General features: G+C 33.0%; 12 protein-coding genes and 3 pseudogenes. All 15 read right to left on the bottom strand.

All coding sequences use genetic code 11. The features are described 5' to 3' along the window. Positions 1-135 precede the first annotated feature (135 nt). Positions 136-1,533 carry an APC family permease gene (locus SRT_RS00075; protein WP_128833992.1) on the bottom strand — a complete coding sequence of 466 codons (1,398 nt, stop codon included), beginning with the start codon at positions 1,531-1,533 and terminating at the stop codon, positions 136-138. Positions 1,534-2,049: 516 nt separating this feature from the next. Beyond that, the gene (gene ftsH / locus SRT_RS00070; RefSeq protein ID WP_128832637.1) at positions 2,050-4,020 is read right to left on the bottom strand and encodes an ATP-dependent zinc metalloprotease FtsH; all 1,971 of its coding nucleotides are present in this window, start codon (positions 4,018-4,020) and stop codon (positions 2,050-2,052) included. A 21-nt stretch (positions 4,021-4,041) separates the two neighbouring features. Continuing rightward, positions 4,042-4,584 carry a hypoxanthine phosphoribosyltransferase gene (hpt, locus tag SRT_RS00065; protein WP_128832636.1) on the bottom strand — a complete coding sequence of 181 codons (543 nt, stop codon included), beginning with the start codon at positions 4,582-4,584 and terminating at the stop codon, positions 4,042-4,044. A 3-nt stretch (positions 4,585-4,587) separates the two neighbouring features. Then, entirely contained in the window at positions 4,588-5,859 is a 1,272-nt protein-coding gene (gene tilS, locus SRT_RS00060; RefSeq protein WP_128832635.1) for a tRNA lysidine(34) synthetase TilS, read from the bottom strand. Continuing rightward, positions 5,856-7,089 (bottom strand): annotated as a pseudogene (locus SRT_RS00055) (serine hydrolase). The gene tilS and the pseudogene SRT_RS00055 overlap by 4 nt, the downstream one beginning before the upstream one ends. Positions 7,090-7,098: 9 nt before the next feature. Continuing rightward, on the bottom strand, positions 7,099-7,218 hold the full coding sequence (locus SRT_RS00050; RefSeq protein WP_128832634.1) for an SP_0009 family protein: 120 nt from the start codon (positions 7,216-7,218) through the stop codon (positions 7,099-7,101). Next, a pseudogene (locus SRT_RS00045) lies at positions 7,218-7,587 on the bottom strand (septum formation initiator family protein). The gene SRT_RS00050 and the pseudogene SRT_RS00045 overlap by 1 nt, the downstream one beginning before the upstream one ends. Beyond that, positions 7,574-7,846: an RNA-binding S4 domain-containing protein gene (locus SRT_RS00040; RefSeq protein ID WP_128832633.1), complete on the bottom strand. Its 273-nt coding sequence runs from the start codon at positions 7,844-7,846 to the stop codon at positions 7,574-7,576. Before SRT_RS00040 ends, SRT_RS00045 begins: the two are co-directional and overlap by 14 nt. A gap of 129 nt (positions 7,847-7,975) precedes the next feature. Continuing rightward, positions 7,976-11,472 (bottom strand): annotated as a pseudogene (gene mfd / locus SRT_RS00035) (transcription-repair coupling factor). Next, the gene (gene pth, locus SRT_RS00030) at positions 11,465-12,034 is read right to left on the bottom strand and encodes an aminoacyl-tRNA hydrolase (RefSeq protein ID WP_128832632.1); all 570 of its coding nucleotides are present in this window, start codon (positions 12,032-12,034) and stop codon (positions 11,465-11,467) included. The pseudogene mfd and the gene pth overlap by 8 nt, the downstream one beginning before the upstream one ends. Before the next feature lie 85 nt (positions 12,035-12,119). Next, positions 12,120-13,235 carry a redox-regulated ATPase YchF gene (gene ychF, locus SRT_RS00025; RefSeq protein ID WP_128832631.1) on the bottom strand — a complete coding sequence of 372 codons (1,116 nt, stop codon included), beginning with the start codon at positions 13,233-13,235 and terminating at the stop codon, positions 12,120-12,122. Between the two features lie 76 nt (positions 13,236-13,311). After that, a complete protein-coding gene (locus SRT_RS00020; RefSeq protein ID WP_128832630.1) occupies positions 13,312-13,662 on the bottom strand; it encodes a helix-turn-helix domain-containing protein in 351 nt (116 codons plus the stop codon). A 647-nt stretch (positions 13,663-14,309) separates the two neighbouring features. Continuing rightward, on the bottom strand, positions 14,310-14,501 hold the full coding sequence (locus SRT_RS00015) for a DUF951 domain-containing protein (protein ID WP_128832629.1): 192 nt from the start codon (positions 14,499-14,501) through the stop codon (positions 14,310-14,312). 242 nt (positions 14,502-14,743) lie between these two features. Then, positions 14,744-15,880 (bottom strand): DNA polymerase III subunit beta, encoded by a 1,137-nt coding sequence (gene dnaN, locus SRT_RS00010; protein ID WP_128832628.1) that lies wholly within the window; start codon positions 15,878-15,880, stop codon positions 14,744-14,746. 155 nt (positions 15,881-16,035) lie between these two features. Further along, entirely contained in the window at positions 16,036-17,394 is a 1,359-nt protein-coding gene (gene dnaA, locus SRT_RS00005) for a chromosomal replication initiator protein DnaA (RefSeq protein WP_128832627.1), read from the bottom strand.

Below are 17,394 nucleotides of genomic sequence, written 5' to 3'. Positions count from 1 at the left end.
TTTTTCTATTTTAACTGAGTTCATTTGATAAAGAGATAGCCAAAGTTTCATTTTGGTTAAAAATAATACCAAATCTAGCAGAAAACTCGGCATTACCTTATGACTATTTACCAAAAGGTCTATCTAATTTTTGGATTATTTTTCTATGAAAATAGTTGAATGTCTATAACCATATGTAAAGTAAATTAAGAAACCTATAGATGTACTGATTCCAAATGCAATCCAAGTGACAGACTTATATTGACTCATAAGAGATAAGCATATAACTATAGAAACAATAGGTAAAAACGGAATAAATGGTGTTTTGAATTCTCCAATTTTAGGCTGTCCTTGATCTTTTCTGAGCTTGATAATAGCAATAGCCAACATAATAAGATAAGCTAGGGTACAAATATTTAAAAATTCTGCAATGCTAGAAAGCGGAAAAACTCCAGCACAAATCATAGAAGCAAAACCAACAAGAAGAGTAGCATTTTTCGGAACTTTGCTATGTTTGGTAACAATGCCGAGTTGTTTTGGTAATAATCCATCACGACTAATACTATAAACGGTTCTAGCTAAAGCAAAAGTCATAGAAATGCAAACTGTTATAAGAGTCAGAATCGCAATCACTGAAATATAGTTTGCCGCCCAGTTCAAACCCACTTGACGAAGTGCAAAGGCAACTGCATCAGTAACATCTAATTTAGAATAATGAACAATACCAGTTAATACAAGAGTAATACTAACATAAAGAATGGTAACAATCGTTAAAGAAGCAATAATACCTTTGGGAATATTTTTTTGTGGTTTTTGAACTTCATCCACTGCCATTGAAATAGATTCAAATCCTAAAAATGCAAAAAACATCAAAGAAGCGCCAGCCATTATTCCAGTTTGTCCACCATAAATTTTTCCAAAACCAAAAGGTGCAAAATTAGACCAATTTTCAGGTTTTATATGAAACAATCCAATAATTATAAAAAGGGCTAAGGCAGAAAATTTCATTACAACCAAACTACTATTAAAGCGTAAGGCAATTTTAGAATTTAATAACACGATTCCTGTAACTAAAAAAATGACTAAGATAGGAAGTAAGTCAATGTAATTATTTTTAGCTGGATTAAAAGTACCATTAAGCAAAGATGGTAATTCAATACCATAGCTTGATAACAATCCCTTGAAATAACTTCCCCAACCAGATGCTACACTTGAAATTGCAGTAAGAAATTCCATAATAATGTACCAACCAGCTAACCAAGCAGGAAATTCACCCAAAGTAGCATATAAGTAACTGTAAGCTCCACCATTTGCAGGTATTCGAGAGGTAAATTCAGCATAGAAAAGTGCAGAAATTCCAACGGCAATTGCCGAAATAATAATTGAAATAATCAAAGCAGGACCCGCATACTTAGCTGCACCAATACCAGTAATTGTAAAAATTCCTGTTCCAACCATTGATCCTAATCCAAGAAAAATTAGATCAAATACTTTAAGGTGACGTTTCATTTCTGTTTTATCTAAATTAGTATTCTTCTTTCTGAAAATAGTCATCATTTCTCCTAACTTTATTAACAGCCTTATTAGTTTACCATAGTCAGTAGACCTCTGTAAATTTAAACAGCAAAAAAACAATTGGGAAACTGTATAAAATGTAGATAAGCCTTTTTTAAGCTCTGCAAATTTCAAGATTATTTCTTTTTTATGGCATTGGCAAGCGAATCAAACCCTGAATGAAACTTTCTACCATTCGGAAGATTTGAGTCTAAAAATCTCAAATCTTAATTAAACACGAGCGCGGATTGTGTCAAAAAAAGAACCCTCCTAGAATCTTAAAATTTTATTTTTCTATAACATCAGATAAAGTACAATAAAATGAAAAGGGATTTGGTTCTATATAATATAGAACCAAATCCCTTTATTAATATTGTGTTAGTTATGCCAATCAATAAATGGTAACCTTCTATGGTCAATAAATATTAAGCTGAGCGTTTGATAAGCTCGACAAACGGTAGACAAGCTTTAATATTCTTATTCCAACTCTCATTGTTTGATTTTTAACAAGACCCATTAATCAGTACTATCTTCAGACATTTTTTCTTTTATTTCATCATAAGAAAGCGCATGTGCGTCCTTTGAATCCTCTGATTTTTCAGGTATCTTACCAGTCTCATAAATGGATTTAATTTGCGCAGCATCCAAAGTTTCATATTTAAGAAGCGCTTCTGCAATTAATTTATGTGTTTCACGATTATCATTGATAATTCCAGCTGCCTTATTGCGAGCTTCATTAAGAAGTTCACGAACTTCTTCATCAACAAGAAGAGCTGTTTGTGCTGAATAGGTCTTTTCTGGTGCAAATTGTCCTGGCATCATTGAATGATTACCCTCATATTGAACTGGACCGAGCTTTTCACTCATACCATATTCTGTTACCATTGCTCGCGCTAGTTGAGTGGCTTGTTCAAAGTCGTTTGAAGCACCTGTTGTTTGAGCATTGAAGATAATTTCTTCTGCAACACGTCCTCCCATAAGACCAGCTAATTGTTCTTTCAAATCACTCTTAGATAGGAGATTTTGATCTTCTTTTGGAAGAGCAATCATATAACCACCAGCTCGACCACGAGGAACAATAGTAACTTTATGAACAACTCGTGCATTCGATAAAACAAGTCCTACAATGGTATGTCCAGCTTCATGATAGGCAATCATTTGACGTTCATGTTCAGAAACAGTTTTATCTTTCTTAGAAGGACCTGCAATAACGCGATCTTCTGCTTCATCAATATCACTGGCATCAATTATCTTTTTACTACGACGAGCAGCAACAAGAGCAGCTTCATTCAGAACATTTTCTAAATCAGCACCTACAAAACCTGGTGTTTGTTGCGCAACAACTTTTAGATCAACATCACTAGCTAGAGGTTTATTTTTAGCATGGACACGTAAAATCGCTTCACGACCTTTAACATCTGGTTGACCAACAAGAACTTTACGGTCAAAACGACCTGGACGAAGAAGGGCTGGATCCAAGACATCACTACGGTTGGTTGCCGCAATAACAATAATATTTTCATTACCTTCAAAACCATCCATTTCAATCAACAGTTGGTTAAGTGTTTGTTCGCGTTCATCATTTCCGCCGCCCATACCAGCACCACGACGACGACCAACAGCATCAATTTCATCAATAAAGATAATGGCACGCTCTGCTTTCTTAGCATCTTCAAATAATGAACGAACACGGCTAGCACCAACCCCAACAAACATTTCAACAAAATCAGAACCAGAAATAGAGAAGAACGGAACACCAGCTTCACCGGCTACTGCTTTAGCAAGAAGTGTTTTTCCTGTTCCTGGAGGGCCCTCAAGTAGAACACCGGCTGGAATACGGGCACCTAAAGCCTTATAACGTTTAGGATCTTTTAGAAAATCAACAACTTCAATAAGTTCTTGTTTTTCTTCTTCTGCACCAGCAACATCTGAGAAGCGAACCTTGACATCACTTTTAGAAGAAGAACGAGCTTTATTTTTACCAAAACTCATGGCACCACGGGCACCGCCGCCACTTTGATTTAACATCATAGTGAAGAAGAAGATCATTATGAGAATTGGCAAGAAGCTCATTAAGAAGGAGATCCAAGCTCCGCTTGAACTCTCTTGTTTAACAGAAATTTTAGTTCCTTTATCTTCTGCTAATTTTTCAATTTTTTCAATAGAAGCGCTATTAGGAAGGACAATTGAGGTGAACTTTTTAACTTTTGTTGTCGTCCCATTGAAAAAAGCTAAGTCACTATTAGTTTTAATTTCTCGAGACTTTGTGTAATCACCTGTTACTTGGACAATACTGCCGCTTGGTTGGTAAGTAATTGATTTTATATCACCCGATTTGACGCGTTTAACGAGAGTCGTATAACTAATTTTTTCACTTTGTGAACCTGTTCCTCTAAAAAAATATTGAAAACCTGTCACAATAGCTAAAATCAATATGATATAAACAAGAGAATTTCTAACAAATCCATTATTTCGATTATTTTTCATATATTAATTAAAACCTTTTTCTTATTTTGAATAAACGTCTTCTTTCAAGACTCCTACATAAGGAAGATTACGATAATTTTCAGCATAATCTAATCCAAAACCAACAATAAATTCATTAGGCACTTTATAACAAACATAATCCGCGTCAATATCAACAACACGACCTTCTGGTTTGTCAAATAATGTGGCAATCCTCACAGAATTTGCTTGACGATACTTGAACATATCACGTAGATATTTCAAGGTTCGGCCTGTATCAATAATGTCTTCAATAAAAACAACATCGCGATTTTCAATGTTAGTATCAACATCTTTTAAAATCTTCACCTCACCACTACTCGTGGTTCCGCCATGATAACTTGATACGACCATGAAATCAATCTCAATATGAGTATCAATATGTTTCATTAACTCAGCCATAAAAGGGACAGAACCCTTTAAAACACCCACCAAAAGCGGATTTTTACCATCATAATCTTTGGTTAACTGAGCACCTAATTCTTTTGTCTTAACAATGATTTCCTCTTCAGAATAGAGAACTTTCTTAATATTCTGTTCAAGCATTTCTCACCAATTTCTATTTTGAATATACAGTCTGCCTTTCATTATATCATCTTTAAAACCTTTTCTCAAATAAGTAACTCCATCTAAAAGAATTAATATAATATCGCTATCTTGTTCAACAATGATAGCATTTGAACGTTTAAAAATAGGAATTTTTTCATCTATAAATAAACGCCGCAATTTTTTAGAATGACTTCCTAATTTGATTTTATCCCCAGGCTTACGACGTCTTATAATAATAGGAAAATCATTTCTTACAGGGATTCCCTTTTTTGAATTTGAATCCTCTTGAAAAGAGAAAATGTACTGACCATATTTGACCATACTGTCATATTCTAATACTTTTTCACCTTCAAATCTATCCGTCTCAGGACCTATTTTACAAATTTCAAATCTTTTTTGATCCTTTTTTAAATAGTAACTATTTTTTAAATAATCATAGTAATAGTCCTTCGTTTTCAGAATATGGAGTAGATTGTCAAATTGAGCTTTACTGATTTCTAAATTTGGAAATTTTCTTAGATAGTTCTGCAATAAAAAGTACTGTATTGCTTCACTTTGACTTCTAAAAATTTGACAATCTTGAACATCTAATCCTGAGGTTAAATCTGAAAAAGCCTTGAAAAGGAGATTGGTTTCTTCACTCATTTGGATTAAATGTTGACTTAATTTAGGATTTTCCTGTGTCAAAATAGGTAAGTAATGATTTCTAATTCTATTTCTAAGATAAGAATTTCCTTGATTTGAATCATCATCAAAATGGAATATATTTGGTAGGTCCTTCTTATAAAATTTTAAAAAAGGACGAATCAGTTGACCATTGCCAAACTCCTGAATTTCTTTAATACCAGTCAAATATCGTAAACGTGATCCTCTGAGTAAGCGTAAAAAGACTGTCTCAGCCTGATCATCAGCATGATGAGCCGTAACAAGAGCTGTATATCCATGCTCTTTCATTATATTTTTAAAAAAAGTATAACGAAAATCACGCGCCTTTTTTTCTGAAAAAGTTCCCTTAAAAACAGCAGCATAAAAAGGAATATGATTGTCTCGTGCCCAATTTTTAAGATAAATTTCTTCTTCATCAGCTTGCGGTCTCTGTTTGTGATTCACATGAGCTACGGCTATTCTAAGTTGCAGTTTTTTCTGATAAATATGCAAAAAGTGCAGCAAATTCATCGAATCTACCCCACCTGATACAGCTATTAGAATGTTATAATGCGTCTCAAAAAATTTTTTCTCTTGAACATACTTTAACATTTTTTCATAAGTCATTTTAAAATACCATAGACATCATCAGCAATAGCTGATATGTCTTCATAAGATGATTTATCTGTAAAAATTGATAAGATAAAAGGTTGGTCAGCATAGATAACAGCTACATCATGCTTGTAATCATAAGCATCACCAATTTTATGAGCTACAGGAACTGCAATATCACGTGAAATGCGTGTATTATCAAATTCTGTTGAAGTTAGGTAGCGCATAACAGGACTCTTTTGGGAATAAAGTGCTTCCATAACATTTGCTGCTGTTTTAGAGGAAACATTACGGCTTTCCATGTTCCACTTAACATCTGCAACTCTTAAAACCGTTTTTTGATAAATTTTATCGTACTGATGAGCAATATAGTAACCTAAAATATTACTAGCAACATTATCTGAATGCTGAGTAACAGCTTTTAAAAGACTATCAACAGTATAGTATTTATTGTCAGCTTTTTTAGGCATTTTACCGCTACCTTCTACCTTATAAGCTCCTTTAAACTGGTTAACTTGTTCAATATACTTAAATTTATCAGTTAATTTAACCTTGCTATCTTTTATCTGTTTTTCAATAAAATATAGAATTGGCAATTTCGTTACACTAGCAGAATACATTGATTTATCTTCATTTATTCCAGCTGTTTTTTGCGTTTTTAACTGTTTTACATAAATCGAATAATTGGGGTTATTATACTTTTTAGTCAGCAAAGTTTGTACCTTTTCCATTCGGTTATCTTGAACAGTTAAATCCTTTTCATTAATCCAACCCTGGCCGTCAGCTTTTAAATAAATGCCGTGCTTAGTAATAGCTTTTTGGGAAGTATGTATCTTATTATAATTCGTTAGTTTGGTATTAGCTATTTTTGTTCCTGCAACATAAGGTGTTTGATAAACGGTAAATGTCTTTTTTAACCAGTAGCTTCCTTTAACATTTTCTCGTCGAAGAACAATATCTTCATAAACATTATCATAACTTGCCCTAATGAAACGACCATTGGATAGTTTAAAGACTGGTATTTTTGCTTTATTGGTAATAAGAGACTTAATTTTAAATTTAGAACCAAGTTTTATTTTTGAACCTTACCAGTTAAATCAGCGGTTGAAAAGCTGGAAACGTCATGAGAGATATTCGGATTGGTTGGTATTTTATCAAAAAATGCTATAGGCTTTTTTTCTGTACTAATAACAAAAATAGGAGTAGAAAAACAAACATTAACATTACGGCTAATAGCTTTTTCATTTTTTCCTCCTACTTTGATTTTTGATGAGATGTTTCTTCTCGTAAAGCTTGATTCTTTTTGGATAATTCTTCTAATTTTTCATCAGAATAAGTTAAAAATTTCTCAACTGTTTCAATTAAATTTTTCATTATTTAGGTAATAAATTTGGAGCAGGGTAAATATTTTCACCATCTATTGAATAGTAATATTTAGCACGTGCATACTTCTCAACATAATTATCATCTTTTAAACGCTGAGCAAATTTTTTCTCAGCGTCTGTTTTAGCATCTAATTTTTTCTGTTGATTTTGTAGCTTTACAATTTGTTCTTTTTTACTTTGCAAATTCATATAACTAGCTACAAGGTTATAGGCCGGTAAAATAAATAATAAAATAATAAAAATCAAAATCCACCCAATAAAACGGTGGCGACGTTTGGTTTCTTCTTCTTCATAACGTTTTTAGTTTTTCATCATTAATGTATTTGTTATTAAGCTGAACAATGTTAGGTTTCTCCATTTAAATCAATCCTCGTCTCACTTATTATTTCATACATTTTTGCAGCATCTTCTTTTTTGGTGCTATCTTTCATTTCTAAAACACGAACAGTCAATAACTTATTACCAAAACGTATTTCAATGATGTCATTTATTTTTAAATCTGTTGAACTTTTAGCCAGAATACCATTTACTTTAATTCGTCCTTTATCAGCAACTTCCTTAGCCACAGGCCGACGTTTAATGATACGTGATACCTTTAAATATTTGTCTAATCTCATTTAATTACTCCAATTTATCTTTTTCATTTTATCATTTTTCTTTATAAAAAGATAGAAACAACAGTAAAAATCACGACAAATAAGTTTTCTCTACTCAGTTAGAAAATTCAAAAAGAATTTAATAAATTGTTACTTTTTCTTATCTTTGAGTTTCTTCAAAGTTTTTCCAAACTTGATTAATTCTTCTAAAATCTCATATTCCTTTTTAGCTCGCACATCAAAAATAATTTCAATTTTTCCTTTATTTTCACTAATACGAGCTTTTAAATTAGTTTTAGACACAGCTTTAAAATAATCCTGAGTTAGATAAATTTTTAATGAAATCTTTTCAAAGCATACTATTACTGAATTTTGCTTACGTTCAAGTGATTCTACAAAGGCATCATCTAGATAAGTTTTTAAAAGACCAATTTCTATTAGATAAGTAACTTGATCTGGATAATCACCAAAACGGTCAACCAATTCATCTTGTAAAGTCTGATAATCTGCTTTACTTTCAATTTCTCGAATACGTTTATAAATTTCAATTTTCTGACGCTCATCACTAATATAATCCGTTGGTAAATAAGCATCAATTTGTAAATTAATTTCAGCATTCCCCTTAGAACGCGTTTTGCTTTGACCTTGTTTTGCTGCAATTGCTTCTTCTAATAACTGTGAATACATTTCAAAACCTACAGAATCAATGAAGCCACTTTGAGAGGAACCAAGAATATTTCCTGCACCACGAATAGACAAATCTCTCATAGCGATTTTGAAACCTGAACCAAGTTCTGTAAACCCTTTAATAGCTTCCAAACGTTTTTCTGACACTTCTGTTAAAATCTTATCAGGTTGATACATAAGATAAGCATAAGCGATACGATTTGACCGACCAACACGTCCTCTAAGTTGATACAAAGTTGACAATCCCATATAATCCGCATTTTCAATAAACAAAGTATTAACATTTGAAATATCAACACCTGTTTCAATGATTGTTGTCGTTACTAGGAGATCGTATTCACCATTGATAAAGTCTAGTAAAGTATTTTCAAGCTGAATTTCACTCATTTGTCCATGAACAAAACCAATGTTGGCTTCTGGAATTAATTCCCTCAGTTCAGCAACTTTTTTGTCAATTGTGTCAACCCTGTTGTAAACATAAAAGATTTGTCCACCTCGATCAATTTCACGCATAATAGCTTCACGAATGACACTTGCATTTGTTTCCATAACATAAGTCTGAACAGGATAACGGTTACTAGGAGGTGTTTCAATAACTGATAAATCTCGTATACCAAGCATGGACATATGTAATGTCCGTGGGATGGGAGTTGCTGTCAAGGTCAAGACATCAACTTTGGTCTTTAATTCTTTCAATGTTTCCTTGTGCTTAACCCCGAATCGTTGCTCTTCATCAATAACAAGCAAACCAAGATCTTTAAACGTAACATCTTTAGAAAGTAGGCGATGTGTTCCAATAATGATGTCAATCTGTCCCTTAGCTAATTTAGTTAAGGTTTCAAACTGTTCAGCCTTGGTTTTAAAACGACTCATCATGGCAATATTGACAGGAAAATTTTCAAAGCGCTCCTTAAAAGTATTATAGTGCTGTTGAGCAAGAACTGTTGTTGGCACCAAAACAGCAACTTGTTTCCCATCATTAACCGCTTTAAAAGCAGCTCTCATCGCTACTTCCGTCTTTCCAAAACCAACATCACCAACAAGAAGACGATCCATTGGTTGGTCTTTTTCCATATCCTTTTTGACTTCTTTAATGGATCTTAATTGATCTTCAGTTTCAACATAAGCAAAATCATTATCAAATTCTTCCTGATTTTTATCATCAGGAGAAAAAGCAAAACCTTTTAATTGACTACGTTCAGCGTAAAGTTTTAAAAGATCATCAGCTATATCTTCAACTTGCTTTGATACTTTTTGCTTTACCCTTTGAAAACGACCATCGTTAAGTTTATTAATCTTTGGCTCTTTACCATCACTAGCAACATATTTCGAAAGGAGTTCAATTTGTTCAACAGGAATGGAAATACGATCAGCATTTTGATATTGAATGGTTAAGTAATCTCGGTGAACACCAGACACTTCAATAGTTTCAATTCCTAGAAAACGACCAATACCATGCACATTATGAACAACATAGTCTCCCTTTTCTAATTCATTGTAATCTTTAAGACGCTCAGCATTACTAATATGTGAACGACGACGTATACGCTTGACTTTTTTATGAAAAATTTCTCTTTCAGTGATTAAGACAAGCTTTTCATCAGCAAAATAAAAACCGGTTGAAAGATTTCCAATTGTTAACTGAGCTTGCTTTTTTAACAAATTATCAGCTTGACTAATTGGTAAATTGAAATCATATTCCTGTAAAGCTTTTTGTAAACGTTCTTGACTCTGCTGTGAATCTGTTTGTAAAAGAACAGTCATCTCAGATTTTTGATAACGTCTAATTTCATCAATTAATAAAGGAAATTGATTAAAAAATTCCTGCATTGGATACTGTGTAAAGTTATAGAGATAATCAAATTTAAGATTTCCTAAGCCTTTATGAAAATTAGAAAAAAAGGCCGCAGGTTGGTAGTGTCTTAAATCTTTGTAGTTATTAGCAAAATAAGATAAGCTTGATACCGCTTTACTATTTTGTAAATTTTCTGTCAAAAGATTAGCAATATCCAAATCAAAACGACTATTCCGATCAACAATTCTTTGAAAATCATCAAAAAATAGTGGTGTTTGTTCAGGTAGATAATCTAGAAGAGTCCATTCTTTTTGATAGAAAAAAGATAAAAACTTTCTAACATCTTGATGACGGTAATGATCTTTCGTAACAGATAAAATCTCTTTTAAATAAGATTGTAAACTATCATTTGCAGTAATAAGTGCTTTTTCTAAATTATGACAGGCTTGATCAAAATCACTATCTGTCAGGATGATATCATCAGATGGGATCAAGATAAAAGAATCCAGATTACCAAGAGATCTTTGGTCATCAGGATCAAAAGTGCGAATACCGTCTATCTCATCTCCAAAAAATTCAAGACGATAAGGATAAGGCTGATTGATTTCATAAATATCTAAAATATCCCCTCTTTTGCTAAATTCTCCTGGATTATAAACTTGGGATACTTTTTGATAGCCAATGTTTGACAGTTGCTTTACAAGATTGTCAATATTATATTCTTCACCAACTTTTAATTCAAATCGAGCTGCTTGGTAATTTTGGGGACTTGGAAGTAAAATCCTTATACCAACAATACTTGTCACTAAAATTCCTGATTTTTCTTTATCCAAAAGAAAATTAAGGCTTTCTACACGGGAATTTGTTTTGTCTTGCGATGCAAAAATAAATTCTGCTGCTGCAACATCATCAGCGAAAAATTGATAAACTTCTTCCTCACCAATTAAGCCATTTAAATCAGTTGCGAGTTTTTCAGCCTCATTTTGATTTGACGTCACAATTACTATCTTTCCCTTTTTATGCTTATAAGCAGCTGCGATTGCTAAAGCTTTACTAGAACTTGAAAATCCCATTACTAATTGTCTAGTAGGAGCAAAGAGATGTTCTGTCCACTCTTTAATTTTTGATTTTGTTTAAATAAATCTATTAAATTCATCTTACCCATTAAATTTTTGCATTGTTTGTTCGAAATTTTTCGTTTGTAAATAATAATTGACAGCTTTGTCAACTTTATCAAGTGTGTTTAAAATAGTTATTTGATCTTCTTTATCAAATTTTCCTAAAACATGGTTGACAACTGTCATCTTATCCTTTGGACGACCAATACCAATCTTGATACGATCAAATTCCTGAGTCCCAATTTCCTTGATAATACTTTTTATGCCATTATGTCCACCAGCAGAGCCTCTTTGACGAAAACGTACTTTTCCTACCTCCATATCAAGATCATCATAAATAACAATTAAATCTTCTACAGTTAAATTATAATAAGCTAGGAAAGCTCTAACAGCTAAACCACTGGCATTCATAAATGTAGTTGGTTTAATAAAATAAATTTTTTCATCATTAATAAAAGTTGCTGCTGTTTCTGCTTTAAATGTTTTATTTTCTTTAAAGTGAACATTCAAAGGCTTGACAATCCTGTCAAGAGCCATAAAGCCAACATTATGTTTTGTTTCATGATATTTACTGCCTGGATTTCCAAGGCCGACAATTAATTTAGTCATGCTTTCCCTTCCAAAATGAATTTTTAAAGATTAAGAAGCCCGAACTTTTGTCCCAGCCTCTTTTTGTTATTGTTCTTTAATTCTCTTAAACATTGAATCGGAATTCCATAATATCGCCATCTTGAACAATATAATCTTTACCTTCTTCACGTAGACGACCAGCTTCTTTGACAGCTTTTTCAGAGCCATATTTGATAAGATCATCATAAGACATGGTTACAGCACGGATGAAGCCTTTTTCAAAATCCGAATGAATAATTCCTGCAGCTTGTGGTGCTTTGATACCACGTTTAAAGGTCCAAGCACGTACTTCTTTTTCACCAGCTGTAAAGTAAGTTCCAAGACCCAATAAATGATAAGCTGCTCGTGTTAATTTATCAACACCTGATTCATTTAAGCCCATTGCTTCTAAAAACTCTGCTCTATCTTCATCATCAAGTTCAGAAATTTCTTCTTCAGCACGCGCTGAAATAACAACAACTTCAGCATTTTCCGTTGCTGCAAATCCACGGATTTGTTGAACATAATCAATATTATCTGGATCAGCTACTTTGTCTTCATCAACATTGGCCACATAAAGCACTGGTTTAGTTGTCAATAAGAACAATCCTTTGACAATTTTTGCTTCATCTTCTGTAAAATCAATGGTACGTGCTGACTTTCCATCTTCAAGAACTGGTTTTATCTTTTGAAGAATGTTAAACTCAGCTACAGAATCCTTATCTTTTTGCGTACGTGCAATTTTTTCGACACGCGCATAACGCTTATTAATAGACTCAAGATCTGCCAAAATTAATTCTAAATTAATGGTTTCAATATCGGCTATTGGATCGACAAAATCAGATTCACGTCCTTGTTCACGCATAACATTTTCATCATTAAAAGCACGTACAACATGGACAATAGCATCTACTTCACGGATATTAGCTAAAAATTTATTTCCAAGGCCTTCACCTTTTGACGCTCCCTTGACAATGCCTGCAATATCTGTGAACTCAAACGTTGTTGGCACAGTCTTTTTAGGCACAATAAGTTCTGTCAACTTCTGTAAACGTATATCTGGTACTTCAACCATACCCACATTAGGATCAATTGTTGCAAAAGGATAGTTGGCAGCTTCTGCTCCTGCCTTTGTTATTGCATTAAAAAGCGTTGATTTTCCAACATTAGGCAAACCAACGATACCTGCTGTTAAAGCCATTTAAAATCTCCAATATTTTATTCAATCATTAATATTATAGCAGAAAAGATAAGAAAAAGCTTGCCCATTAGCAAGCTTAATGCAAAATCTCAATAAGACTTCTTAGAAACCACGATAACATTCCTCCAAGAGGAAATATCAACCACCAGTAACCTGCCAAAAATTCCCAGCCATTCATGTGTTTTTCAGCCTTCGTTTCAACAACACGCTCTACAACTTTCTCAGATTCCTTGCCTAAAACCAGTTCATCTAAACTTAGCTCAAAAATCTCAGCAATTTTAACCAAGTTGTCCATATCTGGTGTTGCTTCACCATTTTCCCACTTGGAAATAGCTTGTCGTGAAATAAAAAGTTTCTGAGCTAAATCTTCTTGCGAAAGATTTTTTCTGTTACGATATTTTTTGAGTTGTTCTGAAAATAGTATCATAAATTTATTACCTTTCATTTGTTCTAAGCTAAGTATAGTTGATTTTTGGAGAGCAGACTAGCACTTTTGATAGCAACTAGGAGTTGCAGCAGCATATAAGAACTTGATAATACTAACTTATTTGAGTTGCAAACATTTTTTTATAATAACTTGTACTTGTTTCCTTGAATAGAGTAAAATTAATAATAATGGCCAAAAATGAACTGCAAATTTATAGAAATTTGTTAATTTTGAGTGTTGTTATTCGTACATCCTTATATTGGATTATAAAGAAATTCTGACTTATCCACAGGTTTTCTGTTTCTTCCTTTCCTAAGATAAGGCAATCCAGACTGACATCAAAAACTTTAGCTAATTGTCTGCATTATCCAAATCTGGCTTTTATCCCCTTCTCCTATTTTGCATAGCCTGATGAGAGATGAAAAGTTGGCTGGTCAGTTCTTCCTACGAAAGTCCTTGCTCATTTCACAATTTCTAGTTGACTAGAAGACTATAACATGGTAATTCTCTTTTCACTCTTAGCATAAATCATTTCTTTATTTTCCTAACAATTCAGGATAAATATGGTGCTAAAGTTAAGCAACCAGCACTTGCTTTTTCTGTTAAAATACTACTGTTTTAGCAAATTTCTCGGTTGCATAAGCCTTTTATAAAACTTTCTTTAACTTCCGCTCAAAGTCATGGCGGCTCATCATGACTACATGATCACAATTAGTACAACGAATTTTAATATCTGCACCAACACGCATTACTTCCCAGCAATTGGCTTTTTTACCTGTAGCTTTAATCGTACAGGCATGTGGTTTTTTCATTTCAACTAAAGACTCTAATTCGTACATTGACTCTCCTTTTAAAGATCAATTCTTCTTTGATAGCAGCTAGACTTTTCAGTCGAAAGTTCAAGCGCTTCGCCATCAATTTGTGCTATAACTATTTTTGAAACAGTTGTGGATAAGTTTCTTTAATTAATGTTGCTTTTTTAAGGCACTTTTGTCCCCTGAATTGGGATTTACTAAAATATAGAGCATATAGATCATTATATCATATTGACAAAAAAACAACGCCTGTAATAGGCGTCATTTTAGTTTGTGCGAACAGGTGTAATCAATTGAATGAAGTTTTCATTGTCATCACTCGGTATCAAAGTAAAAGGACGGATGGGCGAAATAAAACGAATTGTGACAGTCTCACTTTTAAGAGCCTTTAGAGCTTCGATCAAGTAGGTTGGATTAAAGCTTATTGTTAAATCATTTCCTGATAAGCTTTCAGTATCAAGTTCTTCATTGACTTTTCCAACCTCAGGTGAATTAACATGTGCTGTTACTTGATTGTTAATAACCTCCAATTTAACGGTACCATTTTGGGTAGCATTTGAGATTAAATGAGCACGCTCCATAGCATAACGAAGAGCGTTAGTATTGAAGACAACTTCTGTTTCAAAGTTATTGACCAACAAGCGATCAGTATCAGGATAATTTCCTTCTAACAGACGCGTGTAGAAGCTAATATATTCACTTCTAAAGAGGATTTGACTGCTAGAGAAAAATACCTCAACAGATTCAATATCATCTGTAAATACAGCTGCAAATTCACGTAAAGAACGGCTTGGAATAACAACATCAAAATTATCTGATGAATGATCAAGGGTTAATTTTCTTTGACTCATTCGATGAGAGTCTGTAGCAACAGCCTTAAACTCTTTATGATTTGTCAATACTAAATGGATACCCGTTAAAATTGGCCGGCTTTCTTGAGTACTAGCAGCAAAAGCTGTCTCAGAAATAATTGTTTTCAACAATTTTGTTTCTAAAATTAAAGGATTATTTGTTCCAACTTCCTGCAAACGAGGATATTGTTCCACATCTTTACCTTTAAGTGTAATTTCTGATTTTCCACTATTTAAAACGACTTGATGTTGATCAATTTCTTCAAAATCTAAAGTAATATCAGGCAGGCTTGAAACAATGTTGATAAAGAAATTGGCTTCAAGTAAGATAGCTCCTGAGGAAGTAACCAACAGTCCAGCATTTTCTTCTTTAGCTGAAATCGTATTTTCAATGGAAATTTGTCCATTAGAGCCTGTTAAAGTGATGGATTGAGAATTCACTTCAATCTTTAAACTAGAAAGAATAGGAATAGCATTCTTAGAGCTGATAGCTCGCTTAGTGGCATTTAAGGCTTGTAAGAAAAAAGCTTTATTAATTGAAAATTTTATCATGGAAAACTCCTTTATTTTATAAGTAATAAGTTAGTAGTGGTAGTAGGTTTTGTGTATAGTGAGGATAAGTGTAACAATCTTATATTTTATCAGTCTTAAAGATTGTTCACAACTTGTGGATAAATAATACGTTTTCTTTATCTTATACACAGGATTTATTTTATCTTATTTTTAATCGTCTCCATTTCTATTTTTAGACTGTCATCCTGTGATAACATATTTTTAATTTTATTATAAGCATGTAGAACGGTTGAATGATCTCGCCCTCCAAATTCTTTTCCGATTTTTGGAAGACTGTTATCTGTCATTTCACGTGCTAAATACATGCCAACTTGGCGTGCTAAAACAATGTCTTGTGTTCTCTTAGTTGATTTGATTTCTTTAACAGTTACGCCATAAAATTTTCCAACCTGTTTTTGGATATCCTCGATAGGAATAACAATCATCTTAGGACTGCCATCTTGCTTTCTTGCTCTGATAGCTTCTGCTGCAACTTCAACAGTAATAACATCAAGTTTTTTAAAATTAGCCACGAGACTGATATCTTTTAGGGCACCTTCTAGATCACGAACGTTGGAGTCGAACTGTCCAGCTAAGTATTCAATTGTTTCAGAGAGAAAACTATAATTATATTCTTGAATTTTATTGTTTAAAATAGCAACTCGTGTTTCAAAATCAGGAGGTGTAATGTTAACAGTTAACCCCCATTTAAAACGTGTTACCAAACGTTGCTCAAGATCGTTAAGGTCATCTGGTGTTCGATCACTGGTAAGGACAATCTGCTTGTTATTATCATGTAAAGCATTAAAAGTATTGAAAAATTCTTCCTGAGTGGCAGCTAAACTTTTTTTAGCCAAAGATTGAATATCATCAATTAATAGCAAATCTAAATTTCGAAATTTCTTCTTTAACTCGTCCATATTTTGTAGTCTAATGTGGACAACAAATTCATTAATAAAATTTTCAGCAGAAATATATTTTATACGAGCTTTAGGATTGCTTGCTAAAACAGAGTTACCAATGGCATTTAGAAGGTGAGTCTTTCCTAAACCGGGTCCTCCATAAATAAAGAGAGGATTGTAGGTTGTTCCAGGAAGGTCTGCGACAGAAACAGATGCTGTAAAAGCCCAACGATTTTCATCACCAATTACAAAGTTATCAAAATTATATTTTGGATTAAGATCATTTTGCACAAAAGGAAGTGTTTCTGTTGCAGGTTCTGCAGTTTTATTTTGAGAAATTTGTGGGCTGTTTGATGTGGATTGATTTTCTTCAAAAACATACTCAATTGAGATTTCTGTATTAAAGACCTCAAATCCAGCTGTTAGAACAACGGGCTGTAAATTTTTTTCCCAAAATAATTTTTTCATATCATCAAGAAGGATAGTCGCAATATTTCCTTCAACTTTCAATAATTTAGCATCTGAAACGAAAAAATCAAAAGTCGCTTGCTTTAATTGACTTTGTGCAAGTTCTAAAACCCTATTCCAAAAAATTTGTTCATTTTCTGTCAT

It is taken from the genome of Streptococcus troglodytae (assembly GCF_002355215.1).
Taxonomy (GTDB): domain Bacteria; phylum Bacillota; class Bacilli; order Lactobacillales; family Streptococcaceae; genus Streptococcus; species Streptococcus troglodytae.
This window is presented reverse-complemented; position numbering and strand designations above follow the sequence as displayed.